22 protein-coding genes and 1 pseudogene are annotated in these 23,657 nt (G+C 42.5%); 4 read left to right on the top strand and 19 right to left on the bottom strand.

Translation table 11 applies throughout. The annotated features are described in order from the left end of the window. Nucleotides 1-380: 380 nt before the first annotated feature. From VRK28_RS08305 to VRK28_RS08290, 4 genes are all read right to left on the bottom strand, one after another. Nucleotides 381-1,199 carry a nuclear transport factor 2 family protein gene (locus tag VRK28_RS08305; RefSeq protein ID WP_063529508.1) on the bottom strand — a complete coding sequence of 273 codons (819 nt, stop codon included), beginning with the start codon at nucleotides 1,197-1,199 and terminating at the stop codon, nucleotides 381-383. Nucleotides 1,200-1,270: 71 nt separating this feature from the next. Further along, a complete protein-coding gene (locus tag VRK28_RS08300) occupies nucleotides 1,271-2,011 on the bottom strand; it encodes a ferredoxin--NADP reductase (protein WP_063529507.1) in 741 nt (246 codons plus the stop codon). Between the two features lie 210 nt (nucleotides 2,012-2,221). Further along, complete coding sequence (gene deoD / locus VRK28_RS08295; RefSeq protein WP_332393717.1) at nucleotides 2,222-2,923, bottom strand: purine-nucleoside phosphorylase; 702 nt, start codon at nucleotides 2,921-2,923, stop codon at nucleotides 2,222-2,224. Continuing rightward, nucleotides 2,923-4,152: a phosphopentomutase gene (locus VRK28_RS08290; RefSeq protein ID WP_332393716.1), complete on the bottom strand. Its 1,230-nt coding sequence runs from the start codon at nucleotides 4,150-4,152 to the stop codon at nucleotides 2,923-2,925. Before VRK28_RS08290 ends, deoD begins: the two co-directional genes overlap by 1 nt. Before the next feature lie 191 nt (nucleotides 4,153-4,343). Between VRK28_RS08290 and udk the strand changes: the two genes are divergently transcribed. The 3 genes from udk to VRK28_RS08275 all read left to right on the top strand — a co-directional run bounded on the left by udk (nucleotide 4,344) and on the right by VRK28_RS08275 (nucleotide 7,104). Next, on the top strand, nucleotides 4,344-4,973 hold the full coding sequence (gene udk, locus VRK28_RS08285; protein WP_054553619.1) for a uridine kinase: 630 nt from the start codon (nucleotides 4,344-4,346) through the stop codon (nucleotides 4,971-4,973). Between the two features lie 18 nt (nucleotides 4,974-4,991). After that, nucleotides 4,992-6,215 (top strand): NupC/NupG family nucleoside CNT transporter, encoded by a 1,224-nt coding sequence (locus VRK28_RS08280; protein ID WP_054563193.1) that lies wholly within the window; start codon nucleotides 4,992-4,994, stop codon nucleotides 6,213-6,215. Between the two features lie 157 nt (nucleotides 6,216-6,372). Next, nucleotides 6,373-7,104 carry a substrate-binding periplasmic protein gene (locus VRK28_RS08275; RefSeq protein WP_063528419.1) on the top strand — a complete coding sequence of 244 codons (732 nt, stop codon included), beginning with the start codon at nucleotides 6,373-6,375 and terminating at the stop codon, nucleotides 7,102-7,104. Here the strand turns inward: VRK28_RS08275 and VRK28_RS08270 are convergent. The 15 genes and pseudogenes from VRK28_RS08270 to VRK28_RS08200 all read right to left on the bottom strand — a co-directional run bounded on the left by VRK28_RS08270 (nucleotide 7,101) and on the right by VRK28_RS08200 (nucleotide 21,053). Next, entirely contained in the window at nucleotides 7,101-7,796 is a 696-nt protein-coding gene (locus tag VRK28_RS08270) for a substrate-binding periplasmic protein (protein WP_240701523.1), read from the bottom strand. The two genes, VRK28_RS08275 and VRK28_RS08270, sit on opposite strands and share 4 nt — an antisense overlap. 172 nt (nucleotides 7,797-7,968) lie before the next feature. Continuing rightward, entirely contained in the window at nucleotides 7,969-8,178 is a 210-nt protein-coding gene (locus tag VRK28_RS08265; protein WP_004587186.1) for a cold-shock protein, read from the bottom strand. Between the two features lie 200 nt (nucleotides 8,179-8,378). After that, a complete protein-coding gene (locus VRK28_RS08260) occupies nucleotides 8,379-9,083 on the bottom strand; it encodes a hypothetical protein (protein WP_063528421.1) in 705 nt (234 codons plus the stop codon). After that, nucleotides 9,071-9,820, bottom strand: a complete 750-nt coding sequence (locus tag VRK28_RS08255; protein WP_240701524.1) for an iron transporter — start codon at nucleotides 9,818-9,820, stop codon at nucleotides 9,071-9,073. The genes VRK28_RS08260 and VRK28_RS08255 overlap by 13 nt, the downstream gene beginning before the upstream one ends. Further along, on the bottom strand, nucleotides 9,804-10,124 hold the full coding sequence (locus VRK28_RS08250) for a cupredoxin domain-containing protein (RefSeq protein WP_082422995.1): 321 nt from the start codon (nucleotides 10,122-10,124) through the stop codon (nucleotides 9,804-9,806). Before VRK28_RS08250 ends, VRK28_RS08255 begins: the two co-directional genes overlap by 17 nt. Before the next feature lie 19 nt (nucleotides 10,125-10,143). Continuing rightward, nucleotides 10,144-11,454, bottom strand: coding sequence for an ATP-binding protein (locus tag VRK28_RS08245; RefSeq protein WP_130167461.1), 1,311 nt, complete (start codon nucleotides 11,452-11,454; stop codon nucleotides 10,144-10,146). After that, nucleotides 11,454-12,113 carry a response regulator transcription factor gene (locus tag VRK28_RS08240; RefSeq protein ID WP_332393715.1) on the bottom strand — a complete coding sequence of 220 codons (660 nt, stop codon included), beginning with the start codon at nucleotides 12,111-12,113 and terminating at the stop codon, nucleotides 11,454-11,456. The genes VRK28_RS08245 and VRK28_RS08240 overlap by 1 nt, the downstream gene beginning before the upstream one ends. Before the next feature lie 3 nt (nucleotides 12,114-12,116). Beyond that, nucleotides 12,117-12,764 carry a tetratricopeptide repeat protein gene (locus VRK28_RS08235; protein WP_062565412.1) on the bottom strand — a complete coding sequence of 216 codons (648 nt, stop codon included), beginning with the start codon at nucleotides 12,762-12,764 and terminating at the stop codon, nucleotides 12,117-12,119. Nucleotides 12,765-12,784: 20 nt separating this feature from the next. Continuing rightward, nucleotides 12,785-13,561 carry an SDR family oxidoreductase gene (locus VRK28_RS08230; RefSeq protein ID WP_054563176.1) on the bottom strand — a complete coding sequence of 259 codons (777 nt, stop codon included), beginning with the start codon at nucleotides 13,559-13,561 and terminating at the stop codon, nucleotides 12,785-12,787. Continuing rightward, a complete protein-coding gene (locus VRK28_RS08225) occupies nucleotides 13,558-14,247 on the bottom strand; it encodes a TenA family transcriptional regulator (protein WP_208855495.1) in 690 nt (229 codons plus the stop codon). The genes VRK28_RS08230 and VRK28_RS08225 overlap by 4 nt, the downstream gene beginning before the upstream one ends. 12 nt (nucleotides 14,248-14,259) lie before the next feature. Continuing rightward, nucleotides 14,260-15,717 (bottom strand): annotated as a pseudogene (locus VRK28_RS08220) (AMP-binding protein); the annotation flags it as partial. Next, nucleotides 15,714-16,355: a thermostable hemolysin gene (locus VRK28_RS08215; protein WP_300418624.1), complete on the bottom strand. Its 642-nt coding sequence runs from the start codon at nucleotides 16,353-16,355 to the stop codon at nucleotides 15,714-15,716. The gene VRK28_RS08215 and the pseudogene VRK28_RS08220, both read right to left, overlap by 4 nt. A gap of 186 nt (nucleotides 16,356-16,541) precedes the next feature. Beyond that, complete coding sequence (locus VRK28_RS08210; protein WP_332393714.1) at nucleotides 16,542-18,701, bottom strand: S46 family peptidase; 2,160 nt, start codon at nucleotides 18,699-18,701, stop codon at nucleotides 16,542-16,544. A 124-nt stretch (nucleotides 18,702-18,825) separates the two neighbouring features. Further along, nucleotides 18,826-19,710, bottom strand: coding sequence for a GTP cyclohydrolase FolE2 (folE2, locus tag VRK28_RS08205; RefSeq protein ID WP_332393713.1), 885 nt, complete (start codon nucleotides 19,708-19,710; stop codon nucleotides 18,826-18,828). Between the two features lie 11 nt (nucleotides 19,711-19,721). Further along, nucleotides 19,722-21,053: a dihydroorotase gene (locus tag VRK28_RS08200; RefSeq protein WP_332393712.1), complete on the bottom strand. Its 1,332-nt coding sequence runs from the start codon at nucleotides 21,051-21,053 to the stop codon at nucleotides 19,722-19,724. A gap of 433 nt (nucleotides 21,054-21,486) precedes the next feature. On the opposite strand from VRK28_RS08200, the gene VRK28_RS08195 reads away from it, so the two are divergent. Then, entirely contained in the window at nucleotides 21,487-23,652 is a 2,166-nt protein-coding gene (locus VRK28_RS08195; RefSeq protein ID WP_332393711.1) for a M3 family metallopeptidase, read from the top strand. Nucleotides 23,653-23,657: the final 5 nt, after the last annotated feature.

Here is a 23,657-nt window from a genome sequence, read left to right as displayed (position 1 = left end):
TAGGCTCTAGGATTTAGGCTCTAGGATTTAGGTGCTAGGCGCTAGGACGCGATGTAAAATCGCTGCTACCTCGAATCTCGCATCTCATATCTCGAATCTCATATCTCGAATCTCATATCTCGCATCTCATATCTCGCATCTCATATCTCGCACCTCATATCTCGCATCTCATATCTCGCATCTCATATCTCGAATCTCATATCTCGCATCTCATATCTCGCATCTCATATCTCGCATCTCGTTACTCGTACCTTTACTCTCGCTGACTTTACTCTCGCTAACTTTACTCTCGCTAACTTTACTCTCGCTAACTTTACTCTCGCTAACTTGAACCCACTAACTTTCACCCATAAAAAAGAGCAGCTGGGCTGCTCTTTTTTCTAACGGAAGAATAACACTTTGGTTATTTTGCCATTCTCTATTTTATAGCTGGTGACGAACTCAGAGCGTTTGTCGACGACTTTAGGGTCTTGTGTACAGGTTTCAGAGAGTTCGTGATCAATCACGATGTTGCCAAGTACAATGCGTTTAATTGGCGATGATTTAATGCACTTTAGCTTTTTAAACATGATGCCGTATCGTGCAATGAGTTTTTCTTTACCGGTGAACATCAACTCATTCGGGAATGTATAAAACTCAACGTTTTCATCGTACATCTTAATAAAAGCATCAATGTTACGAGCATTATAAGCTGCAATCAGCTGTTCAATCACCGCCATCGATTCACGTGACTGACGTGCTTTTTCTTGCTGCTTCGCTGTTAGTGCTTCTTTAGCTTGGTTAACGGCTTTTTCTGCTTCTGCAACGGCTTGCTGTTTTTCGGCAACTGTTTTTGGTTGCTCTGCAGGTGCAGGGGTTTGTGTACCGAGTACTTTGCTATCATCAACTTCTGCAAGCGCTTTTAAGGCTGCGGCTGTCGCTTTTTGTTCGTCGCTGCTTGTGGTTGTTTCACTCGTTGCCTTCGCAGCTTCTTCAGCTTTTTCTTCTACTTGAGCGGCTTCTACAGTCGCTTTTTCAGTTTCAGACGCTGATTTTTGCTCTGTAGCTGGCTTTTCTTCAATAAACTCTAAGCTAGGTACGTCCTTCTTTTCGGCTTTTTGTTCATTGCTCGTTTGAGGTTGGGTTTGTTCGGTGGTTTCGTCACTTGCAATTGACTGCCAAGAGAGTAATAAACTGATTGCAAAAAATAACGGTTTCATACTTTTCCTAAATGCATCATTCCTGATTTGAGGCGCTAAGGTAGCAAATTCTAGCTGTTTGGCATAGTTTTTTACCAATATTGCTCTACTGTGATCTGCCCTGGTTCACGGCGTCTGTTGCGGCTAAAACCAAGCTCTAACAAAATTGCCGTAGTATCTTTTACCATTTGTGGGTTACCGCAAATCATAAACTGTGCGGTATCAGGTACAGTTGGGTGCCCTATTACATCAAATAAACGATGATCTTTAATTACGTCTGTGATCCGGCCATTAAAACCGATAGTGGCTGACTCTCGGCTGACTACCGGCGAATAGCAAAGATTTGGGTACTGCTGCTGTAGCGCTTTAATACGCTCTTGATAACTTAAGTCCTCGTTAAGACGAACTCCATGCACTAAATGAACATGCTCAAACTTTTGCCACACTTCTCCCTGCTCTAATATTGAAATAAAAGGCCCAAGCGCAGTACCTGTACTCAGCATATAGAGCTGCTCACTGCTTGGTACTTCATCAAGGGTAAAAAAGCCTGTCGCGCGGCGCTCTATTGTCACAGAGTCACCCGGCTTTAATTGTGCGAGTTGCTGAGAAAGTTGACCGTCTTTGACATTAATAAGATAAAACTCGAGGTCGGGATTGTTCGGCGCATTCACATAAGAATATGCACGAGCTACACGTTTATCACCCACTTGCATCGCAAGCTTTGTAAACTGCCCCGCCGTGAATGGCTCAACATCGGCATTAACGATTAAGCTAAATAATGAGTCGGTCCACCATTTAACGTCTTTTACCTTAGCTTCAACCCAATTAGACATACACATCCTCAATTGTTGTTCCTCTATTAAAAGTGGCAACAATTGGTTGAATTTTCAAGTTTTAAGGGGCGGTTGCGAGATGCGGGCAGGATTTTACGCAGGTAAACTTGTAGCTATAAAAAAAGCCGCATAAATGCGGCTTTGAGGTTAGTCTCACTTCACTTTGGGCGTGTTTCCAAATTTCAGTGAATACGTTACCAAGGAACTTATTTAAATTGATTCTAAAGCAATTTTAACCATTTCGTTAAAGGTGCTTTGACGCTCTTCGCTTGGTGTCGCTTCACCAGTGATTACGTGGTCACTCACAGTAAATAGTGCCATCGCTTTTGCGCCGTATTCAGCAGCTACGCCGTACATGCCAGCTGTTTCCATATCAACAGCAAGTACGCCTAGCTTGTCTAATTCTTGATAGAATGTGTTATCTGCTTGGTAGAATGTATCTGTTGTAAATACATTACCTACTTTCGCTTCAATGCCTAATTCTTTTGCTGCGTTTACGCCGTTAATTAGTAAACCGAAATCAGCAATTGCGGCAAAGTCGTAACCACGTACACGCGCACGGTTTACGTTTGAATCTGTGCTTGCACCTTGTGCAAAGATAACGTCACGAATTTTGATATCGCTACCAATACCGCCACAGGTACCAATACGAATTAGATTTTTAACGCCGTAACTAACGATCAATTCACGGGCATAAATTGACATTGATGGAATACCCATCCCAGAGCCCATAATACTCACTGGTTTACCTTTGTAGGTACCGGTAAAACCATACATATTACGAACGCCTGTTACTTGTTTTGCGTCATCTAAAAAGTTTTCAGCAATGTATTGAGCGCGAAGCGGATCACCCGGCATTAATACCGTTTCTGCAAATTCGCCTACATTGGCGCTGATATGAGGAGTACTCATTATTGGTTTCCTTTTTTGTTCGCTAATAGCTTGTCGTTAAAACTATCACCGTATTCAAGTGCAGGAAGATTAAACCACTGGGCAAGGGTTTGACCTATGTCTGCAAAACTAGCTCGTTCTCCAAGCGGGGTGTTTGTCATTCCCGGTTGGTATGCAAGTACTGGCACGTATTCACGTGTATGGTCAGTGCCTGCTGCTGTTGGATCACATCCGTGATCGGCCGTGATAATTAACACATCATCACTATTTAGCTGATTTAAGATGGTCGGTAGGTAATCATCAAACTCTTTTAATGCTTTAGCATAGCCAACTGCATTACGGCGATGACCGTACTTTTCATCAAAATCAACTAAGTTTGTAAAAATCAAACTATGGTCAGGTGCGCTTGCAATCACTTCTGAGGTTTTCTCAAGCAAGTTCATTAGACCTGGTGCTTTGTGTTTTTGGGTGATGCCTTGGTGCGCATAGATATCGGCAATTTTACCAATACTGATCACTTCACCGCCGTCTTGCGATAATTTATCAAGCAAGGTTGGCGACGGTGGCAGCACCGAATAGTCACGACGATTACCTGTACGGGCAAAATCGTCACGGCTCGAACCCAAAAATGGCCGCGCAATCACTCTTCCTATGTTCATTTCATCAAGCAGCGCCCGTGCGATTTCGCAAACCTGATAAAGTTTCTCCAGTCCAAATGATTCTTCGTGCGCGGCTATTTGAAACACGCTATCAACTGAGGTGTAGCAAATCGGCATACCGGTTTGCATATGTTCTTCACCTAGCTGTTCTAAAATGGTTGTTCCTGAGGCATAACAGTTACCTAAAATGCCAGGAATACCTGCGCGAGCAATTAGCTCATCAACAAATTCTTGTGGAAAACACGGCTGTGTATTAGGGAAGTAACCCCAATCAAATAACACAGGTACACCGGCCATTTCCCAGTGCCCTGAAGGCGTGTCTTTACCACTAGATAACTCTTTAGCGTAACCCCATGCGCCAATAGGTGCTTGGCGGTCACTAACTAAACAAGGTTCTTTACCTGCGGCTTCGCATGCATCAGCTAAACCTAAACGGGTAAGATTAGGTAGCGATAAGTGCTCACCTGTTTCTTCTGCATAGGCTTTAAGTAAATGAGCAAAGGTATTTGCGCCTACATCACCAAACTTCTCTGCGTCAGGTGCTGCGCCAATTCCTAGGCTATCTGCCATTAAGATGAGTGCTCTTGACATGGGTACCTCGTTATCAATATGTGAATACTTTATATGCTCTTCGAATTTTTGGTACAGGACATAAGTCCTGTTTCATAAAACAGAAACATTATAAATTTGCATCTCTAAGCGAAGCAAAAGAGATTAATCGTGTCTTTTTTGCTATTGTGATCTACCTAACAATGTTTCCTTCTGTGTGGGCGAGAACTTTAGTGACACGAACAATTATAGCTATTGCTGGCGCATCTGCGTCGGGCAAGTCTCTTTTTAGCAAGACAATTTATAACGAATTAGTCAATGAGCTTGAACCGGGCGCGATCGCAGTGATCGAAGAAGATGCTTATTACAAAGACCAGTCGCATTTGCCGTTTGACCATCGAACGCAAACCAATTACGACCATCCTGATGCTTTCGAGCATGAGCTTTTGCATGAGCACTTACTTCAATTGCGCGCTGGAAAATCAGTAGACGTACCAACTTATGACTATGCAATGCATACCCGTAGCGATGAAACGCGTCGAGTTGCACCTGCAAAAGTACTTATCGTTGAAGGTATTTTGCTATTGAGTGATCCGGCACTTCGAAAAGAATTTGATATTAAGGTGTTCATTGATACACCGTTAGATATCTGCCTTATGCGCCGTATGCAACGAGATATGGAGCAGCGTGGCAGAACATTACAGTCCGTTGTTGATCAATATCAAGCGACAGTGCGACCTATGTTTTATCAGTTTATTGAGCCATCAAAGCACAAAGCTGATCTCGTAGTCACACGCGGCGGTATGAATCGCGTTGCCATTGATATAATTAAAAGTAAAATAAAATATTTACTGCAACAATAACAACGGGAAATAGTCAGTATGACAACATTTATGAGCTTAGTAGGCATTGTTGTGCTACTAGGCATTGCTTTTGCGGCTTCTACGAACCGTAAAGCAATTAATTTAAGAACTGTCGGCATCGCCTTTTTACTTCAAGTGTTAATTGGTGGCTTTGTCTTGTTCTTCGAAGTGGGCAAAAACGTACTGGCAAGTATGTCTCGAGGAGTCTCATCAGTTATTGGTTATGCCAATGACGGGATTAGCTTCTTATTTGGCTCACTGGCATCGCAAGATACCCTAGGGTTTATTTTTGCGATACAAGTATTGCCCGTTATCGTGTTCTTCTCAGCACTCGTTGCTGTGTTGTATCACATCGGGGTGATGGATTGGATAATCAAGATTCTAGGCGGTGGCTTACAAAAGCTATTGAAAACCTCGCGCCCTGAATCGCTTTCTGCGACCGCCAATATTTTCGTTGGCCAAACAGAAGCACCATTGATTGTTAAACCATTTATCGCCAGCATGACTAAGTCAGAGCTATTTGCGGTAATGGTTGGTGGCCTTGCTACTGTAGCCGGTTCTGTTATGGCAGGTTACGTAACAATTGGTGTAGAGCTTAAATACTTAATTGCAGCCAGCTTTATGGCGGCACCAGGTGGTTTCTTAATGGCAAAAATGATTGTGCCAGAGACCGAAACACCGAAAGAAGATTTAGCTGATTTAGACGTACAAGAAGAAAAACCGGTTAACGTAATTGATGCAGCCGCATCAGGTGCCGCAAACGGGATGCAACTAGCACTTAACGTAGGTGCGATGTTACTGGCTTTCGTAGCACTTATTGCACTTCTAAATGGGTTATTAGGCGGTATTGGTGGTTGGTTTGATCATCCAACATTAACGCTACAAGAAATTTTAGGTTACGTATTCGCTCCAGTTGCATGGTTATTAGGTGTACCGTGGAACGAAGCAGTAATCGCAGGCAGTTTTATAGGTCAGAAGGTTGTAGTTAACGAATTTGTTGCTTACCTCGACTTTATTAATTATCGCGATACGTTAAGTGCGCACACACAAGCGATTGTCACATTCGCGTTATGTGGGTTTGCTAACTTATCATCGATAGCAATTTTACTAGGTGGATTAGGCGGTATGGCGCCTAGTCGGCGAAAGGATATCGCACGCTTAGGGCTCAGAGCAGTGTTAGCAGGATCTATGGCTAACCTCATGAGTGCAGCAATTGCAGGTTTTTTCCTCTCGCTAGCTTAGAAACTTAATGAGATGAGCCGTAGTTGCAAAACAATAGGATAGAACTTTAAGGGGTTAAAGGTCTATCTGACTTGAACGATACTTCACCAAGGGCCGCAAGGCCCTTTTATCGTTTTATGTGCTAAGATTTAATTACTAAGTCCTTTTAAGTACATAAATGAACTATTTACGACTTTATTTGCTAATTCTTTTCTTTAGTTGGCCAGCACTGAGTAAGCCGACCCTAACCGTTGTGACTGAACTGTCGCCACCGAATCAAACTCTAATCAATAACCAAGTTGCCGGTGAGAGCACCGAGCTTGTGAAAGCAATTTTTGCTAAAGCTAATTTGAACGCGAATATAGAGCTTTACCCTTGGGCCCGTGCTTACAATATGGCACTGAAGAAACCGAATATCTTTATTTATAGTATGGCGAAAACTGCTGAACGCGAAAAACACTTTCATTGGATTGGTGAAGTGGCAACCTACCAAATGGGCTTTGTGAAGTTGAGCTCTCGCAGCGATATAAACATCACAGCAAACGAGCAAGCAAAACAATATAAGATAGCGGTTCAGCGTCATGATTTAGCGGCGCAGCGCTTAACAGAGCGTGGTTATACTGTGGTATATACCTCTGATATCAATAAGTCGTATCAACTATTGATGTCGGGCAAGGTTGATTTAATCATTGATGATAAGAACTATATTGCGGCTATGGCTGAGCAATTAGCGCTGGATGAAACTCGTTTCAGCTTTGCTCATGCAATCGACTTTTTAACCATGAAAGGCTATCTTGCCGCAAATATTAATACCGACCAACGTTATGTCGATGCCTTAAAGGCTGCGTTTAATGAGGTGGTTATGACACCAAGATACAATGCAGTGATGATGCTCGCGCAGCGACCTTAATTCGCCTTATATTGCTCAATATAAGTCTCTAATAACCCTTGTTTACTGAGCTTGTCATAACTTGCCTGTAATCGGCTTACAAGCTCTTCGGGTAAGGCCTTATTTAACGCTAGAAAGTTACCAACCGTGCCATTAAGTGGCAACTCAACCAACTTAACCACTTCTCTACCTTGGTGACCATACTGCATTAATTGGTATTTAAACGACAGCTCAGAACCAATAATGAGCTCTATTTTATTTTTGAAAAATAAATTAATACACTCGTAATAGTGACTCACTTTAAGAAGATTTTTATCACCTTCAAAGCCAATGCTTTCTACAAACTTTTCGTAAATACTATCTCTTACTACGCACAGGCTATGATCTTTCACTTGCGATAAGTCGATGGGATTAATGCGGTCATTTGATTGCAAGCGATAAAAAAAGTTACGAGAGGAAGCCATTGGACCAACCCACTTGAATAACTCTTCACGGTCGGGAATACGTGCTGTAGAAACCAGACCTGACAGCGGCTTTTGCTGAGCTAAGTGATATGCCCTAGACCAAGGTAAGAGCTCGAATTGGCATTCAATGTTTGCATCAACGCACATTGCTTTAACAAACTTTAGATTAATGCCTTCTAAATGCCCTTTATTTGAGAAGTTATACGGCGGAAATTGCTCGGTGTAGATGGTGACACTATCTTTTGCCAATACTACAGGTGCAAAGCTTAGGCATGCTAACAACAAATATTTTAAGATAATTAATACACTCTAATGACATAGCTGCATTAAATATAGAAATATTCACTAGCTCAGTCAATTTTTAGGCATAAAAAAAGCAAGCCGTAGCTTGCTTCTTCTTAACTTTTACTAAAAGTAAAAATTATAACGGAGTGATGTTATCCGCTTGAGGACCTTTTTGACCTTGTGAAAGAGTGAACTCTACACGTTGGCCTTCAGCTAAAGTTTTGAAACCTTCGCTTTTGATAGCGCTGAAGTGAGCGAAAACGTCTGGACCATTTTCTTGCTCGATGAAACCAAAACCTTTAGATTCGTTAAACCACTTAACTGTACCTGATACGATGTTAGACATAGTATTATTCCTGATATAAAAAATTAAACATGCCCTAGTGGGCGGGTGTAGCAAAAAATGAGATGGTACTTAAAAACTTCAGGACGGTACTACAAGTATTACTTATACAACAACGAAATAAAGATTTATTAATTACACGCTTTCTTTCTAGCTGGTGCCCACTATATAGAGTTAGTTTGATAAGTCAAACACTATCGACATTAAAATTCAAACTCTAAAGCCAAGCGAAAGCTATGATCTTTGCCTGATTGGCTAAGCTCACTAATAAAACCTGCTTCCCATTTTAACTGGCGTTTAGGGCTAAATCTGTGTAAGCCAGTAAAGCCAGGACCTACTCCAATAAAGTCCTCACCCGCGTATATTTCGATCGATGGTTGAAAAGCCGAACGATAGCGATAACGATACTGTAAGCGAAACTCACTTTCCCACTCGTTTTCAATATCAGCCCCCCATTCATACACTAAAAATGCGTTCATAGTCAGGCTTGTACGGCCAAACTCTTTTTCCCATAAAAAACCTGTCGTCGCTTCGTAAGCATCGAGTGTATGCTGTTTTTCAAGCTCAAATAATGCTCCCCAATCGGCCCATAAACGACCTTGCTCAACCAATTGCCAACGTAACTCCACCTCATATGAAGATAAACCAAAATCACCGTTATCATCGCGCTCGCCAACTAAGTAGCCCTCAAGGCTCATGGTGTCGTTAATTGCGCCGCCTAAGCCTGCACGCTGTGCAAGCACATTGCCGCTATCAGTTTGTCTGGATACCAAACGCCACTCAACTTCGCGCTCAAAAGGCAATACGTAAGGGTGATACACTTTATCAACTACCATGCCATCAGCCTGAGCAACTTGGCTAATACTTAATAAAAACAAGCAACTTAAACTAACTATTAAGAACCGCATACTGGCTCCTTGGTCTTTTTAATTTTTAAAACGTTGGCTAAAGCGATAAACCCCAACGTAGCAATGATATACACCCATAGCGCGGTTTTACTCGGCGTAGCTTCGTAGCCCACTAAGGCTTTTAATACGCGCCCAAGCTCTGAGTTTTCAATTAAAAACCCACGCCAATCTAAATAATTTGAGGTCACATCGAGTAAATCGATCTGACTTGCTAAATCAATAAATATCAATAGCTTTGCTGTTGCATTTAAGGCAAGCAACACAACCAATGGCTGCTCGCCTACGCGCTTAGCAATACTCTCAAGCAAAAAGAACAACAAAACGCCAAAGCTAATACAAATGCCCACACCTAGAGATGTACCCAATATCAATGGCTCAGCAGTATCTTTACTGTGCCAAAAACTGACTAAATAAATCATATAATGGCTTAAATACAACGTCATGGTTGCAATCAAGGCCAGCGCAGCCGCTATGCTTCGTTGCTGACAGCTAATTAATGCAGCGATAAATATGACAATACACAGTAGCATTTGAATAAACTCTAAGCCTCTGTGATCAAATAACTGACTCAGCCAAGCAGCGCCTTGCACAAACACTAAGCTTAGTAGCGTACCAATCACTGCATAAATACTCAGTTGGCGCTGACTTAAAGGCACAATTAAACTCAAAAGCACGGCTAAAATCACCACAGGCAAAAGCTGATTAATGCTCATTAATAAACTAGTTATCAGCATCATTCACCTCCGTAGCCACGACAGTTCCTCTGGCTGTATTAGGCGAAAATTCACCAAAAAAGTCATAACGCCCAGGGCTGAGTGGTCCGATATAAATGACACTTGTGCGACCTGGGTAGAGCACTTTTTCACGATTTAAGTCAAAGCTATCGAACTCTTCTGGCGTGTCATCTTGGTTTTCGATCAAAAGCCGCAGTTTTTTATTAGCAGGTACTTTTATTTCAGCGGGGTAAAACAAATGATCTTTTAAAATCAGCTTGTACTCTTTGGCATAGGCAAGCCAAGACGACATACATAGTAGCAGCATAGAAAGCGCCAAAATCCATTTATTCACTGACATCTCCTTGCATAAAAGAGACACTCACTCGCAAGCCACCAAGGTGACTGTCAGCTAAAGCAATATCAGCGTTATAAATCGAAACTATATGTTCAACAATGGCCATACCAAGCCCGGCTCCTTGTTCACCTGATGGATGTTTATCGCCACCCACACGGTAAAAACGGTTAAAAATACGCTGTTTTTGAGCTTCATCAATACCGGGGCCCGAGTCATCTATTTGCCAGATAAAACGATTGTTTTCGGTTTTCAGAGTAATACAAATCTCTCCCGCAGCTGGGGTATATTTTATGGCGTTACTCAGTAAATTGCCAAACAAAGTAACTAAGGTGAATTCGTCACCGGCGATGATAAAATCATCGCCATCAATGCTAATTGTGTGCTCTTTTTCGTCAATACGATCATAAAGTTGTGAGGCAACCTGCTGGCTAATTTCTAACACCGACACGGGGCTAAATTGCGCTTGCCATTGCTCTGGATAGGTACGCCCCAAAATCAGCATTTGTTCAACGATATTGCTCAGTTTATCAACGCCTTTTTCCATCGCATCAAGCTCAACACTCTCAACACCTTGAGCTACTAAATTATGCACATTGATTTTTAAACTACTGAGCGGGGTACGCAGTTCATGGGCCGCATCTGAGGCAAAAAAGCGCTCTCGTAAATAAGCACTTTCAACTCGTTTGAATAGATCGTTTAAGCGGCTAATTACGGGTTTTATTTCTTGCTCTGGGGTTTGCCAAGGAATAGCTGTAAAGTCATTTGCTTGACGATGTTTGAGTTGATTTGATAACCGAGTTAGTGGCGCAAGCCCTTGTTTTACAAACACACTAATAAGGAGAGCAAGGATAGGCACACTCCATAACAGCGGCGTCATGGCCGATAAAATTACGGTTTCGGTTAGTGCCACACGTTTACTCAAAGGCTCTGCAATAAGCACTCGCTTATTGCCTTCGCTTAAGCGATACACTTTGACTCGTTGCCCAGCCAAGTTCTCAACACTAAACCCGGTTTGCCACTGACTTTGATTACTAAGATTTTGCTGCAATGATTTTGAGCTTGAGGCCAAGCTGTCATCAACCCAAACTTGAAACAATAACTGCGGTAAATCACTGGTATAAGCTGGGGTTTCTTTACTGAGTGGCTGCTCGATTAACACATGTGCCAGCGTTACCAGCTCGTTATCGAGCAGTGCTTCAGCCTGATTCATACTTTCACGGTAACCTTTAGTAAATGCCAAAAAGCAGGTTAAGATCACCATAGACAATATAAGTAGAGTCAGCCTTTTACGAATTGACACTAGCGTTTACCTACCACATAACCAATGCCGCGCAAGGTTTTAATAAACTTTTTTGGGAATTTTTTACGCAAGTGATGAATGTGTACTTCGATGGTATTAGACCCCACCTCTTCGCCCCATTCGTACAGTTTACTTTCTAACTGCTGTTTTGATTGCACGCGACCTTGGTTTTCTAGCAAGGCTTTAAGGAGCATAAACTCTTTGCGCGGCAAGTTTACTGGCTCACCTTGAAATCTTACGGTAAAAGCGGCGGTGTCCATTTCAACATCACCAACTTTTAAAGTGCTGGTTTGTGCTTGGGTCACACGCCTGCTGGCAACCCGAAGACGGGCAAACAGCTCAGCGGGATCAAAGGGCTTTGCTAGGTAGTCATCAGCACCTAAATCAAGCCCCATGACTTTATCATCAATACTGCCCCGAGCAGTTAAAATCACCACGGGCAGGTTTTTACGATGCTTTTTGATGTGTTTTAAAATGTCGATACCATCACCGTCTGGTAGTCCTAAATCAAGGACTACCAGCTCAATTTCATCATTTTGCAGCCATTGCATCGCTGACTTAACGGTCGAACTATGTTCAACACTGTATCCTTGTTGACGTAAAGAACGACACAGCCCTTCTGCCACTAAATGGTCGTCTTCAACGAGCAATAAATGCATAGCTTATCTCTTTATTTTTTTCTCTACCTTAGCCAATAGTTTAGTAATTTCTTGTTGGCGGTAAAGATCTGCTTTGGGTCTTTCAGGGCGCGCTGGCGCTTGCTGTGCAACCAATAAAAACTCTCTAGCTGATTTATACTTGCGCTCGTCATATAGGAATGACGCATATAAATAGTTGCTATCGATACCACGCGGGTTTAGCTCAAGCGCTTGCTTAAACAGTTTTTTCGCTTCATCGTCATCACCAAAACCAATAGGCCAACCTGGTACTTTACCGTATAAGGTTGCAAGGCTTGTGTATGCCGAGCCATCAAGCGCTTTTGGATCTAGGCTTAGCGCTTTTTCAAATTGTGCTTTCGCATCTTTTGCAAGACCTAGCGCGCCTAAGCCCCCTTTTGCACCTGCATAGCTCGATAACACAATACCGTACCAAATATGGCTGGCTGCTTGCTGGTCGTTGGCTTTGCTAAACTCTGCGGTTTCGCTCGCTAACTTTTCGAATGCATCTAACTGCGCATCGTCAACTAATTCGTAATTAACCACTGCCCACTGCTTTTGCACCGAACTTAAATCGCTATTAAAGTCGGCTTTTGCAGGCGCAGCCATGATAACACCTAACATCATTAGGGCTTTTAAATTTAGTTTAGTCATAATCATTCACCTTGATCAATTTAGTTGGCAAAAAAACTTTTAATTTTAGGAAGTTGTTTTGCTATTGCGTTATCAACGAGTGATGGAAATGCGCCGTTAATACGGGCAAATAATGTTTCTGGAAAACCAATAAAACGACGACGTTTTTTTGATTTAATTAAATCTATTAATGCATCAGCCACTTTTTCTGGCGGATCCATGGTGTTACCCAGCTCTTTGTTCATCGCGCGTACTTGCGGCGAATTAATCGCGGTATCGGTGGCACGAGGCGCTAAATACAATACTTTCACATCGCTGTGGCTGAGCTCTCTGGCAAGGGCTTCGGTCATCCCTCTTAGGCCAAACTTGCTTGCGCAGTACAAGGTTTGATACGGATAACCAATGCTGCCAAACGATGAACCAATATTGACAATCGTGCCTTTATTGCGGGTCACTTGTGGTAAAAACAGCTGACACAATTTAATAGGCACATGTAGGTTAATATTTAACAGATGATCAATTTGCTGTTCGCTAATTTCACTAAACCCCTGCATTACATTAACGCCTGCGTTATTGATTAGTAACGTTGCCCCGCCAATTTGCTGAGCAAACTTAGCTAGGTCATCGCGAGATTCACTGTTACTAAGGTCGGCCTGAAAATACTCAGCATCATTGCCACATTCCAATTGCAGTGCAGCAAGTTGCTTCACATTTCGACCAACGAGTAATAAACGCCAACCTTCTTTTGCAAGGCGAAGGGCAATAGCACGGCCAATGCCCCCTGTTGCACCGGTTAGCACACAAACTGGGCTACTCATGCGCTTTGCTCCAAGTCAGCCTCGCTAAAGAAAGGTTCTGAATCGAGGTCACGGAAAATATTGCCGTACAATTTATAAAAACATTTTGCGGCGTGAATGATGGCTTGCTGGTCGTCCTCGTTATCAATTTTGTTCATGAGGTTTTCGAAAAACTTCACATGCTCAATATCCAGTGCACCGTGCGAAGTAAGGTAGGTAAACGCCTTTTTAGGTAAACCTACGACCTCACGGATTTGCCCTGCTGCATTATCGGCTAATGCAATCGAGGTACCTTCGAGCACATGAACCATGCCAAAGAATGCCAATGGGTTACCGCGATTAATTGCATCGTAGGCGTACGACACCATTAACTCGGTCGAAAACTGTGGACGAGAATGACGCACTTGCTCTTTATCAAAACCACAGGCTGCAATATCGTTTAGCACCCATTCTTGGTGGCCTAACTCTTCTTCGATGTATTCTGCAACAGCTTCGCGCAGCCACTCTTGTTTATCGCTCAGCTTTGCACCAACTGCCATCAGCAGTGGTACTGTGTGCTTAACATGGTGATAAGCTTGCGTTAAGAACGATGCATATTCACTTAGGCTTACTTCACCTTTAAAAACGCGTCCAATAATCGGCGCAGCTAATAGGTAGTCACGTTCTTTCTGTGTTTCGGCTTGTAATGTATTGAAAAATTGACTCATGCTGGTCGCCTCTTGGTAAAGTGCTGAAATTTCTTTAGCAAAAAATTGATTAATAACATCGCGTTTAGGGCGATTATTGCTGGTTAATAAACCTTGCGTGTGGCTCATAGGCTCTGTCATTCGATGCCACTTTCTGATCTGTGCGTATTCGGGTAGTTGCGCGTTTTGTGCCGTAATATGGGCGGCAAGTTCAGCGTCATTCATCGCTTGGTTTGCATAGATAAGCGCGGCTAGAAATGCCTGACCTTCGCCAATCACCACCGCTTGTTGTACTTGGCTGTGGCTAAGCAATAACGACTCTGGCCACTCGGCACTGATATTGCGCCCAAAGCTGGTGATAAGTTGGTTTTTCAAACGGCCCTGAATAACCAAGCGACCTGCTTGCTCAGTAACGAGATCACCGGTTGCATACCAATCGTCAGCATCTTGTGCTGCTTGACCTAAATACCCCAAAAATAATGAGCCTTTGATATAAAGCTGGCCATTTTCAATTTTGTATTGAATGTGCTTAAGTACTCGCCCTGCGGTGTCAATGTCATCATCATCGCGAGTGTTTAAACTCACCACCGATGAAGATTCAGATAAACCATAACCTTGATAAACCGGCAAACCGAGCTCACGAGCTTGCTTAATAAGCGCTTGGCTTACAACTGCGCCACCTACTGCAATAAACTTTAAGCTTTTAGGTGCTTGCCAACCTTGCTTTGCAAAAGCCACTAAACAAGTCAGTAGCTCAGGCACTAAAATAAGGGTGTTTGGCTCTGTACGTTCAATTGCGGCTATTAATTTATGTGGTTCAAGTAGCTGTGCACCTGAAAAACCAAGTTCAGCTAAAGGCACTAAGTTAACCGTGCCACCCGCTAATAGCGGCGCATACACACCGGCTAAATTCTCAAGCAAAACAGGTAGCGGCAGTAAACATAAATGGTTTGGTTTTTCTAAACCAATGCTTTGATAAAGTGATGTTGCCACCTGCAATTGGCTTTCAAGCGATAAACACACGCCTTTTGGTGTGCCCGTTGAGCCAGACGTAAAGGTAATCTTTTGCGTGTTTGCAAAATATGGCACAGGCTGTGTATTACTCAATTGATAAACATATAAAGGGTAATGCTTACATACATCTACTAACGCCACTAATTTAGCATGCTCGCCTTCGAAAGCACGGTCACAAACAAATAAACCTGCCCCACTGTTTTGTAAACCAAACGCAATTTGCTGAGCAGTAAAAAACGTTGGTAGCGGAATAGCCACTCTTTTAAGCTCGCTAAGCGCAGCTTCTAATACACACCAAGCAGGTGTGTTATCTAATTGATAAGCCACACCTTGGGCATCAAATTCTGCCAAGGTAGGTAGCAAGCGAGTCACTTGTTCAGTAAATTCTTGTTTAGTTAGTGAGCGCACACCATCGCTTTTGTGGCAAACCATTAAGGTATCGCTATCTTTATGTGGTAACTGTGTTAACCAACTCATAACGCCTCCAAAAATACAGCAAGCTCAAGCGATGACTGTAAACACTGCTGTTTGATATTGAATAAAACGGGGGTATTTAATACACGCTGATGAGCTTCGTTTAGGTCAACCACACAAATGGTTGGTTGATTATCGTAATAGCTCCCCCAGCTTGCTGGATCTTGTAGTGCTTGTGCATTGGCAACACCGATTTCTTTGCAATTTACACCCAGCATTTTTAATAGCGCTCTCACTTTACGGGTTGCACAAAACACTAAATATTTTGCCCCTGCTTGATAGAGTGCTTCGTTCATTAAAACAAAATGTGCCAAGGTGGCTTTTCGATGCGTTGAGCATAAATTACCTAGCTCAAAAATGTGCTCACGCTTGGCACCGACAAAGTGCTCAATAGACGCAGGGAGGTATTGTTCAATAAACAAAGGTTGTGATGCAGAGCGAAGACCTAACGTACATACTTCATCATCAACATTAAGCTCACACAGTAGCGGCATGAACTGCGAAATTTTCGCATCATAAGCTGCAGCAAAACCTTGCTTGATATTACTCTCGAGACGGTCACGGAATTGACCTCCTTCACGAGTGCAAACAAAGGCAGGCTCTTGAACTTGAGTTTGATGTGATTGTTGAACTGAAAGCATAATTGTTCGCTCCACTTAGGTTATGTGTAAAATTTATCGAGCGAAACTTAAATAAAACTTAAGAAAAATTAATTTTTACAAATATTTTTCAACCTCATGATATTTAATGTTTTTATTTTTATTATAAACAAAAATGCCAGTCTGTTAGACTGGCATTTTAATGCTTAAATTAACGTTAAACTTAGATTACTTAACGATAGTCATCTCTTTAAGTAGGTTTTGAGCATTATCAACTTTATCCATCACCCACAACATGTATCGTGAATCAACGTGAATTGAGCGATTTAAGTTTTCATCATAATCCCAATCACCAATAATGCTTTCGTACACACCATCAAATAACAAACCAACGAGCTCAGCATTACCGTTTAATGTTGGAGAGCCTGAGTTACCACCGGTGGTATCTACGTTCGATAAGAAGTTAACCGGAACAGTATTCATACCGCCTGTGTAATCGCCATAAAGCTTTTGCTTAATTAACTGATTTTGCTTTTCTGGTGAGTTGAATGGTTCAACACCAGTATTTTTAGCAAGCAGGCCTTCTAACGATGTAAAGGGGGTTGCCACTAAGCCATCTTGCGGTGAATAGCCGCCTACCGTACCGTAAGTTACACGTAAGGTGCTATTAGCATCTGCATAAACAGGTTTATTAAGTGCCTTGTTATAAGCGATGATTGCTTCCATTAATGCAGGGCGAGCAGCTTGCTGTTTACCAGCCAGTTCTTTTTTCGCATCTTCAATATCTTTTGTGACTGCAAAGATTGCATGAGCATACTGAATGAATGGATCGCTACTTTGCTTTAACTGTGCAAGGTCAAGTTCTGTCATCCATAAACGTTTGCTTTCATCTGCAAGAACCGATTTAGCATACATATCATCAAGTAACGCTTGTTGTTTTTGCTTATCAAAACCGTTTGTTAGGCCAAGTGCTTTATCAACCTCTGCAACTCGCTCGTCTTTAGGTAGTGCAGCATATTGCTCAATAAAGTACAGTAAAATAGCTTTATCAACGGCTTCATCATAACGACGGCTCATGCTTTTTAAACGAGACTCGATACGTGGCATATCACGCTCTTGATAACCGCTTTCGCGCTCAGCATCTGGCTTTTGTTTTTCGTAAGCTAAACGGTATAAACGTCGAGCAGTTGAGATCATTTGTGAGCGGTGTACGTAACCTAACATGCGGTCGCGCTGGTTATGCTCTTGTGACTGTGCAACTAGCGCAGATAAATCAGCAAGTACGTGTCCGTATTTAGCTTTGCGCTTACTATCTTCATTGATCCACCCAGTGAGATCTTTTTCGAATTGTTGCTTACGGCTATACATTGACCCTTTATTGAAGCTCTCAATCATTGAGCCATAGTTTTTAATGTAGTTGTTATAACCCGCAATCGTGCTTTCATAAGCGATACGTGCCTCTGAGCCTTCAGGCGCATTTTCTTCAATTAACGAGACATATTTAGAGTTATATTTACGCGCTAATGGGTAAGCTGTGTTAAACACGTAATCAACTTCAGGCGAAATACGGTAACGGTTTGTGCTGCCCGGATAACCGGTAACCATCACAAAATCGCCTTCTTGAACGCCTTTAGCGCTTACTTTTAAAAACGCATCACTTTGGTACGGCACGTTATCTTCTGAATATTCAGCTGGCTTACCATCTTTGCCAACATAGGCGCGATAGAACGAGAAATCACCCGTGTGGCGCGGCCACATCCAGTTGTCGATATCTCCGCCGTATTTACCTACGCCCATAGCAGGTGCATACGCTAAACGTACATCTTTAATTTCTAGCGATTTAATAAGGTAATACTCAAGACCACCGTGGAAAGTATACACATTACAGCGGTAGCTCTTGTCTTGCTCACACTCACTAACAAGTGATTTTTCATTTGCTTGAATTGCATCAAAACGTGCTTTACCGGTTAGCTGTTCAGTCCCTTTATTTACTTTATCTGTAACGTCGGTTACTTGCTCTGTTACAAAAACACGAGAACCCGGCGCAGCTGGGACTTCTTCGCCTGTTGTTTTAGCTAAAAAGCCATTTTCTAAAATATTGTTTTCGGTGGTCGAGTTATATTGAATCGAACCATAGGCACAGTGATGATTTGTGACAACTAAGCCTTTTGGTGAAACAAACGAAGCTGTACAGCCACCAAGGCTAATTACCGCGTTCATCGGAAACTCTGTTAATTTTGAAATTGACTCTACATCAATGCTCAAGCCTTTCGCTTTTAACACTGATTCAAGCTCTGGTAGCTGGTGAGGTTGCCACATGCCTTCGTCGGCAACAGCAACATTTGCTACAGCGAGACCCACTGCAGCAGCAATAAATTTAAAACGCATAGTCGTCCTTTATATTATTATGTTTATCATTTTTAGCGCTCGTATCATTATCACTGTGAAAATGAATAGCAATATTTTGCGACCGCTAATGTCAAAATTTGTAAACCATTTTAGGTTCATGAACCTAATATTTAGACTCATAAACCACGGCATTGTGGCCATGTAAGCTTTCTTGGTGTTCAACCTTAAACTGGTAATCAGCAATACCCGGCATGGTTTCGAAACACTGCTTCAATCGCCTTGCTGCATCTTCGCAAAACAGTAAGTTTTTTGCGTTAAGGGCGGCAAATGCTTGTTCATCTTCACGCTTCACGGCGGTTTGCACTGGCGTACCAATGGCTTGCTCACATACTGTGATAAAGCCGCTAATATCAGGTAGCTTTTCACTACTAAAAGTGACATTGACATACGCATAAGAGCGCTGGCTATGGGGAGTTGCAATTGAGCCCTGTTCACTTGCAAGCCAATTGAGTAAAGAGGCTTTATCTATATGCTCATCACTAAATTGCTTATCGACTGCCTCGCTCAAAAGCTGCCTAGATAATGCCGCTGAACATGGGCAGGTGCTGCTGTAGGCAATATCGGCTTTTAAGTTAATGGTGAGCGATTGCTGCTTAGTAATCGTTAAAACGACAGGGTAAGCATTGTATCCGGCATTGTCGCTAAGCAGCGCTGGTTTTAGCTGTGGTAAATCAAATTGCAGCACCAATTTTGCGCCTTTACTTAAGCCTTTTTGTGATGCTAAAACGGCCTCCATAAACTCACTAACACGTTGACTCGTTAAGCTTTGTTTAGCCAACTGCTGATTAAGTAATAAATAAAGACGCGACATATGAATGCCTTTTGCATCGCTATCAAGGCTAACGAACACATCAGCTTTGGTATTCAGGTGCACATCAACATGAGTTTGTGCAAGCTTCAAAGGCAATGCTATTTTTTCCATGCCGACCCATTTTAAAGGTGACTGAAAATCTACATTAGAGTGCGAGGTAATATCGGGTAATTGCATATCGACTTCTTTTAACGATTGAATGTTAAGGCCTTAGCGGCCTGTTTGTGCGGGGTCACTTGTTGCCCATCAAAGACACACTCACCATTTACAAAGGTATGTGTTATTCGGTGTGAAAAGGTGGTGCCATTGAAAGGAGTCCATTGGCATAAGTAATGTGTGTTTGTATGCTCAACGTGCTTTTCTGCGTTTGGGTCAACCAGGACTAAATCAGCAAAATAACCTTCTCTGATAAACCCCCGCTCTTCGATAGCAAATCGCTTTGCCACGTTATGCGCTGTTTTTTCAACGACTTGCTCAAGGCTCAACGCACCACGTTTTACCTGCTCAAGTAACGACAGTAATGCATGCTCGACTAATGGGAGCCCAGCAGGGGCAGCGCTGTATTGTTGCTGTTTTTCTTGCCAAGTATGAGGGGCATGATCGGTAGCAATGATATCAATGCGACCATCGCGTACTGCTGCGAGTAGCGCTTGGCGGTCTTGCTCTGATTTTATGGCAGGGTTACATTTAATTTGATTGCCATAGTTTGCGTAATTATCTTGGTTAAACCACAAATGATGCACGCAAGCTTCGGCAGTTATGTGCTTTTGCTCTATGGGTGCGTTACTAAATAGCTCTAGTTCTTTTGCTGTTGTAAGATGTAAAACATGTAACTGTGAGCCATAGCGTTTTGCCAGCGATACGGCATACGATGATGATGCATAACACGCTAACTCATCGCGAATAAATGGGTGATGTTCGATACGTAACTCACCATAGCGCTTTGCTAAACGGCGCTGATTTTGCTGAATAACTTCGCCTTGCTCACAATGGGTGGCAATGAGTACTGGGCTTTCCCGAAAAATGGCCTCTAGAGCATGAGGGTGCTCAACCAGTAAATCGCCTGTTGATGCCCCCATAAACACTTTAACACCACATACCTTTTTGGTATCAAGGGCTTTAATTTCATCGAGGTTGTCTGGGGTTGCGCCAAAGTAAAACGCATAATTCGCAGCGCTCGTTTGCGCCGCTATCGCGTATTTATCTGCAAGTGCTTTTGCCGTGGTAGTCGATGGTGAAACATTGGGCATTTCCATAAAACTTGTAATGCCACCAGCCACTGCGGCGGCGGATTCACTGGCGATCGTACCTTTGTGGGTTAAACCTGGCTCTCTAAAATGTACTTGATCGTCGATCATGCCTGGTAATAGCAACAGGCCGCTTGCATCAATTACCTCATCATTGGCCTTGGCACTGATATCTGAGGCAATTTCAGCGATTCGATTACCAACAATTCGTACATCATTTAATGCGCGCTGCCCTTCATTAACAACGCTAGCGTGTTTGATTATGATAGCCATATGACTCCTTGCTTATTAAGCAACATTTGCAACTTATCGTAAAAAAATGCACTCCATGGCAAGATTGATTGCGAATTAAAATGATACAATATAACATACCATAAAGTTTTTATTTGGACACTGTTATAATTCAAAGAGATTAGTTGGATCAGGCTATTTAAGCTGCAAAGTAATAAGTGGCTTTCCGATCTTAGAGAATTTTAACGACTTATCGCAGCCAATAATCACCTTATCGCAACGTATGAGGTCAATTGTAATAAGACACAGTATGCTGGGCTCATTGATCACATGGTGATACCTGCCTCATACAAGTGCTTTTTTGTAGCATCTTTTTGTAATTCGTTTTAACCGCTATGCAAATCGAGAGCTTATAAAACGTATGTGCAAGGTTATATCGACACAATTTAATTTTAAAAATGACAAGAGAAAAACTATGAAACACCTAATCGCAACCGCGATCAGTTCTGCGCTGTTACTCACAGCCTGTTCAGAACCTCAAACAACAACATCAACGCCTAAATCAGAGCAATCAGCACCTGTTGCTGCAAAAGAGCAAGCTAACCCACTGTTTGTGAAAAGCGTATTACAATACGAAACGCCTGATTTCAGTGCGATTAAAGATGAACATTTCATGCCGGCATTTAATAAAGGCATGTCTGAGCAAATGGCTGAAGTGCAAGCTATTATCAACAATCCAGCAAAGCCTGATTTTGCCAATACGATTGTTGCGCTTGAGAAAAGTGGTGAGCTATTAACACGCACACGCAGTATTTTTTATAACTTAGCGGGTACGGATTCAAACCCGGCACGTCGTGAATTACAAAAAGAGTTAGCGCCAAAACTAGCGGCTCATAGCGACAACATTTTCTTAAATAAAGCACTCTTTGAGAAAGTAGCTGCTATTCACAGCGAAGCTGACAGCCTTGCCTTAACTGCTGAAGAAAAGCGTTTATTAGACGTTTACTACAAACGTTTTGTGCGTGCTGGTGCAAAATTAAGTGCAGAGCAAAAACAACAAATTCGTGATATCAATACGAAGCACTCAAGCTTAACAACTCAGTTCTCACAAAACTTATTAGCGCTGACTAAAACAAATGTTGTTTTAGTGGATGACAAAGCAGAGCTTGAGGGCTTACCAGCAGGTCAAATTGAGCAGCTTGCCAATGCCGCAGCAGAGGCTGGCCATCCAGGCAAATACCTAATTAAGATCACAAACACCACGCGTCAGCCTATTCTGGCAACACTGAAAAACCGTGATTTACGTGAAAAAGTATGGCGTGCATCGGCTGAGCGTGCATTATCGGGCGAAAATAGTAACCGTGATATCGTGGCAGAACTTGCTCAATTACGTGCTCAAAAAGCGAAACTATTAGGTTACGACAGCTGGGCTGATTTTGGTTTAGAGTCACAAATGGCGAAAAAACCACAAGCTGTATTTGATATGTTTGCGAGTATGATCCCTGCATTAATGCAGAACGTCAACGCAGAAGCGGCGGCTATTCAAGCTAAGATTGATGAGTCAGGTGAGCAATTCAAATTACAGCCATGGGATTGGTTATTCTACGCAGAGCAGGTACGTAAAGATAAATACAACCTTGACGAAAATGCAGTGAAAGAATACTTCGAATTTAACCGTGTTCTTGAAGATGGCGTATTCTTCACCATGAACCGTTTATACGGCATCACCTTTAAACCACGTAACGATATTCCGGTTTACCACCCTGATGTAAAAGCCTATGAGTTATTTGATGAAAATGGAAAGAGCTTAGCCATTTTCTTTGCTGACTACTTCGCTCGTGAAGGCAAACGTGGCGGTGCATGGATGAGCTCATTCGTTAAACAATCTGGCCTTAAAGAACAAAAGCCGGTTGTAGTAAACGTTATGAACATTCAAAAAGGCGCGAATGGCGAACCTACGCTTATCAGTTATGATGAAGCAACAACAATTTTCCACGAGCTGGGTCATGGCTTACACGGCATGTTCTCAAACGTGAAGTACCCGACTCTATCTGGCACCTCAGTATCACGCGACTTCGTTGAGTTCCCATCAACATTTGAGGAAGATTGGGCCATGTACCCTGAAGTTATCGCTAACTATGCAAAACACCATAAAACTGGCGAGCCGATTCCTGATGAGCTACTGAAAAAAGTAATTCAATCACGTAGCTTCAACCAAGGTTTTGATACCCTAGAGTACGTTGCAGCTGCATTACTTGATATGGAATGGCATTCACTTTCTGCTGATGCACCATTACAAGACATTGAAAAGTTTGAGCAACAAGCGCTTGCAAAACATGGTGTTGATGTACCGTTTGTACCACCACGTTATAAGTCAGCCTTCTTCTCACACTCAATGGGCGGCGGTTACTCAGCGGGTTACTACGCTTATATGTGGAGTGAAATCTTAGCGGCAGATGCCTTTGCATATGTTCAAGAGCAAGGTGGTTTAACTCGCGAAATGGGTGAAAAATACCGTAAAGAAATTTTAGAAGTGGGTAACTCTCGTGACCTTATGGAATCGTTCAAAGCATTCCGTGGTCAAGAGCCAGACACGTCAGCGTTATTAAAACGCCGCGGCCTAAAAGCAACGGTTCAATAGTTTAC

It is taken from the genome of Pseudoalteromonas sp. P80D2, from assembly GCF_036680945.1.
Classification (GTDB): domain Bacteria; phylum Pseudomonadota; class Gammaproteobacteria; order Enterobacterales; family Alteromonadaceae; genus Pseudoalteromonas; species Pseudoalteromonas shioyasakiensis.
Note: the sequence above shows the minus strand (reverse complement) of the source record. Positions and strands in the feature narration are given on the sequence as shown.